The organism is Actinomadura logoneensis, assembly GCF_003428695.1.
Lineage (GTDB): Bacteria > Actinomycetota > Actinomycetes > Streptosporangiales > Streptosporangiaceae > Spirillospora > Spirillospora logoneensis.
Genome location: NZ_QURH01000782.1, coordinates 1 through 4,103, shown reverse-complemented (window position 1 = coordinate 4,103; position 4,103 = coordinate 1). Strand labels below are relative to the sequence as shown.

Annotated in this window: 3 protein-coding genes; all 3 read right to left on the bottom strand. The window is 74.8% G+C overall.

The features are described from left to right. Positions 1-203: 203 nt before the first annotated feature. A complete protein-coding gene (gene murC / locus DZF91_RS27310) occupies positions 204-1,625 on the bottom strand; it encodes a UDP-N-acetylmuramate--L-alanine ligase (protein ID WP_117360019.1) in 1,422 nt (473 codons plus the stop codon). Beyond that, positions 1,622-2,728 carry an undecaprenyldiphospho-muramoylpentapeptide beta-N-acetylglucosaminyltransferase gene (murG, locus tag DZF91_RS27305; protein ID WP_117360018.1) on the bottom strand — a complete coding sequence of 369 codons (1,107 nt, stop codon included), beginning with the start codon at positions 2,726-2,728 and terminating at the stop codon, positions 1,622-1,624. The genes murC and murG overlap by 4 nt, the downstream gene beginning before the upstream one ends. A gap of 102 nt (positions 2,729-2,830) precedes the next feature. Then, positions 2,831-4,103 (bottom strand): putative lipid II flippase FtsW (gene ftsW, locus DZF91_RS27300; protein WP_235834604.1); only part of this gene is annotated, 1,273 nt, incomplete at its 5' end.

Genomic DNA, 4,103 nt, shown 5'->3' with positions numbered 1-4,103 from the left:
GCTGGCCGGGGGACGGCCGTTCGCCGTCCGCCGGCTCCCGCCCGCGCGGGTCGCCGCCGTCGCCGCCGTCGTCGCCGCCGTCCACCGTGTGCCGCCTCGTCCCCGCCTCGGTCATGCCCTCAAGGATGGACGCCGGTCGTCCGGAAGCCACGGTCCCACGCCGCGCCTCCGGTCCCCCGGGGCCGGCCCGCCCCGGTCGCGGCTCAGGCGCCCGCCAGCCGCTCCAGGATCACCGGGCCCAGCCGGGTCACGTCGCCCGCGCCCAGCGTGATCACGATGTCGCCCGGCCGGACGAGCCCGGCCACCACGTCCGGGACCTCGTCGAACACCGGCGCGTACACCGTCTCGGTGCCGGCCGGCACCCGGTCGGCGATCAGCTCGCCGGTGACGCCGGGCTCGGGGTCCTCGCGCGCGCCGTAGACGTCCAGGACCACCGCGACGTCGGCCAGGCCCAGGGCCTCGCCGAACTCGGCGGCGAAGAACCGGGTGCGGCTGTACAGGTGCGGCTGGAAGACCGCGACGATGCGGCCCCGCCCGTCCCGGCCGTCCAGGTAGTCGCGGGTCGCCGACAGGTCGGCGGTGAGCTCGGTCGGGTGGTGGGCGTAGCTGTCGAACACCTCGGCGCCCGCCGCCTCGCCCTTGCGCTCCAGCCGCCGCATCGCGCCGCCGAACCCGGCCAGCCCCGCGCGGACGGCCGCCAGGTCGAGGCCGAGCGCCTGCGCGACGCCGACGACGGCCGCGGCGTTGAGGGAGTTGTGCCGTCCGGGGACGTTGAGGACGACCTCGCCGAGCCCGTCGGCGGCGCCCTCGATCACGAACCGGGAGCCGAGGCCGCGCGGCGTGAACCCGGTGACGCGCAGGTCGGCGTCGTCGGCCTCGCCGTAGGTGAGGACCCGCAGCCCGCGCCCGCGCGCCAGGTCGGCGAGCTCGCGGGCGACCGGGTCGTCGGCGCCGGCGACGACCGCGCCGCCCTCCTCGACCCGTCCGACGAACCGGGCGAACAGCTCCTTGACCTGCTCGAAGCCGCCGTAGTTGTCCAGGTGGTCGGCCTCGACGTTGGTCACCACGGCGACGTTCGGGGTGTACATGAGGAACGAGCCGTCGCTCTCGTCGGCCTCGGCGACGAAGACCTCGCCGGTGCCCTCGTCCGCGCCGAGCCCGGTGGTGACCAGCTGCCCGCCGATGCAGTACGACGGGTCGGCCCCGGCGTGCTGCAGCGCGACCGTCAGCATCGACGTGGTCGTGGTCTTGCCGTGCGTCCCGGCGACGGCGACCGCGCGGCGGTCGGCCATCAGCGAGGCCAGCGCGGCGGACCGGTGCAGGACGCGCAGGCCCCGCTCGCGAGCGGCGGCCAGCTCGGGGTTGCTCTCCCGGATCGCCGAGGAGACCACGACGGTCTCGGCGTCCCCGAGGTGGGACGCGTCGTGCCCGACGAACACCTTCGCGCCGAGCCCGGCGAGCTGGCCGAGCAGGTCGGAGTCCCGGGCGTCGCTGCCGGAGACGGTGAGGCCGCGCTTCAGCATGATCCGGGCGATGCCCGACATGCCCGCGCCGCCGATCGCGATGAAGTGGACCCGGCCGAGCTCGCCGGCCGGGACCACCGCGGACGGGTCGACCAGGCTCATCGGCCCTGCCCCTGCTGGTGCGCGGCGCGGACGACGTCGTAGACCATGCGGGCGAGCGCCACGTCGGCGTCGCGGCGGCCCATCCGCCCCGCGGCCTCGGACATGTTCGCCACCCGGGCCGGGTCGCGCAGGATCGGGATCAGGTGCCCGGCGATCCACTCGGGGCTGAGCTCGGCGTCGTCCACCAGCAGCCCGCCGCCGTTCTGCACGATCGGCTCGGCGTTCAGCCGCTGCTCGCCGTTGCCGATCGGCAGCGGCACGTACACCGCGGGCAGCGCGACGGCCGACAGCTCGGCGCAGGTCATCGCGCCCGCGCGGCACATGGCCATGTCGGCGGCGGCGTAGGCCAGGTCCATCCGGTCGCAGTAGGGGATGGTGACGTACTGCGGGCCGCCGGCCGGGGCCGGGTCGGGGACCTCGGTGTTCTTCGGGCCGACGATGTGCAGCACCTGGATGCCGGCGGCGCGGAACGCGGGCGCGGCGGCGACGGCGTTGCGGTTCAGCGACCGGGCGCCCTGCGACCCGCCGAAGATCAGCAGGGTGGGCAGCTCCGGCAGCAGGCCGAAGTAGGACCGCGCCTTGTCGCCCATCGCCATCCGGTCGAGGTTGGCGATGTCGCGGCGCAGCGGGATGCCGACGAACCTGGCGTTCGGCAGCGGCGAGTCGTGGTGCGAGACCGCGACGTGGTCGGTGAACCGCGCGCCGAGCTTGTTGGCCAGGCCGGGCTTGGGGTTGGCCTCGTGCACGATGATCGGCACCTTGCGCTTGCGCGCCGCCAGGTAGCCGGGGGTCGCGACGTAGCCGCCGAAGCCGACCAGCACGTCCGCCTGCATCTGGTCCAGGACGCCGGCGGCGGCGTTGATCGCGCCGCGCAGCCGGCCGGGGACCGACAGCAGCTGCGGGGTCAGCGTGCGGGGCAGCGGCACGGGAGGGATCAGGGCGAGCTCGTAGCCGCGCTGCGGGACCAGCCGGGTCTCCAGGCCGCGCTCGGTGCCGAGGCAGACGATCCCGGTGTTCGGGTCGTGGCGGCGCAGCGCGTCGGCGAGGGCCAGGGCGGGCTCGATGTGTCCGGCGGTGCCGCCGCCGGCCAGGACAACCCTCATGCTCGTCTACAACTCCTCAGCGTGTCCTCAGCGGGTTCGGTCGGCGGGTGCGGCGTCGTTCGGTCGGGGCGACCCCCGCCCCCGTCCGGGTGGTGTGCGTCGTCAGGACCCGCGCGGCCCGAGTCCTAGCCAGCTTAGAGCCCGTGACAGCGGTCCGGGGCCGCGCGCGGCGAGTGCCTGCCGGGCGCCGGGCTCGCGCTTGGCGAACGCGAGCAGCATCCCGAGCGCGATCAGTGTGGGGATGAGGGCCGATCCGCCGTAGGAGACCAGCGGCAGCGGGATGCCTGTGATGGGAAGCACACTGATGACCGCGCCGATGTTCACGATGGCCTGCACCGCCAGCCAGGCCGTCGCGCCCGCGGCGGCGAGCCGGGTGAACGGGTCCTTCACGCGGCGCGCGATGCGCAGCCCGGCGTAGGTCAGCAGCCCGAACAGGCCGAGCACCACCAGCGTCCCGACCAGCCCGAACTCCTCACCGATGATCGCGAAGATGAAGTCGGTCTCGGCGTGCGGCAGGAAGTCCCACTTGGCCCGCCCCTCCCCCAGCCCGGTCCCGGTCAGGCCGCCGGACGCCAGCGCGTACAGGCCCTGGGTGCCCTGGTAGTTGAAGGTGAGCTGGTTGCCGGACTGGTCCAGGAAGCCGGTGAGCCGCTGCATCCGGTACGGCTCGACGACGATGAGGATCGACACCAGCAGGGCGACGAGCCCGGCGATGCCGACGAACAGCCGCGCGGGCGCGCCCACCACCCACAGCAGCGCCAGGAAGATCGTGAGCAGCACCAGGGTGGTGCCGAGGTCGTTGCCGAGCATGACCAGCAGCACCAGCAGGCCCGCGCCGGGCAGCAGCGGCATCAGCAGCGGCCGCCACTCGGTGAGCTGGCCGAGCTTCTCCTTGCGGGCGAGCAGGTCCGCGCCCCACAGCACCAGGCCGAGCTTGGCCGGCTCGGACGGCTGGATCTGCAGCGGCCCGAGGCTGATCCAGCGGGTCGCGCCGCCCGCGGCCCGGCCGAGGCCCGGCACCAGCACCAGCGCGAGCGCGCCGACCGACAGCAGCAGCATCGGGAACGCCAGCGCCCGGAACCCCTTCACCGGCAGCCGGGACGCCGCCCACATCAGGGGCAGCCCGAGCGCCATCCACATGGCCTGCTTCTGCACCAGCGTGTACGCCGAGCCGGTCTCCTGGAGCTGCTTGACGCTGGACGCCGACAGCACCATGGTCAGCCCCAGCGCGAGCAGCATCACCGAGCAGCCCAGCACCAGGTAGTACGAGGTGAGGGGGCGGTCCAGCAGCCCGACCGCGGCGGCGACCTGCTCGCGCGGCCGGGGCCGCGGCGGACGGTCGCCGCCGGACGCGTCCTGGTCCCGCTCCGCGGCG

Excerpts from the sequence above, each read along its gene's own strand:
- murC (WP_117360019.1), bottom strand. The coding sequence starts at position 1,625 with ATGAGCCTGGTCGACCCGTCCGCGGTGGTCCCGGCCGGCGAGCTCGGC.
- murG (WP_117360018.1), bottom strand. The coding sequence starts at position 2,728 with ATGAGGGTTGTCCTGGCCGGCGGCGGCACCGCCGGACACATCGAGCCC.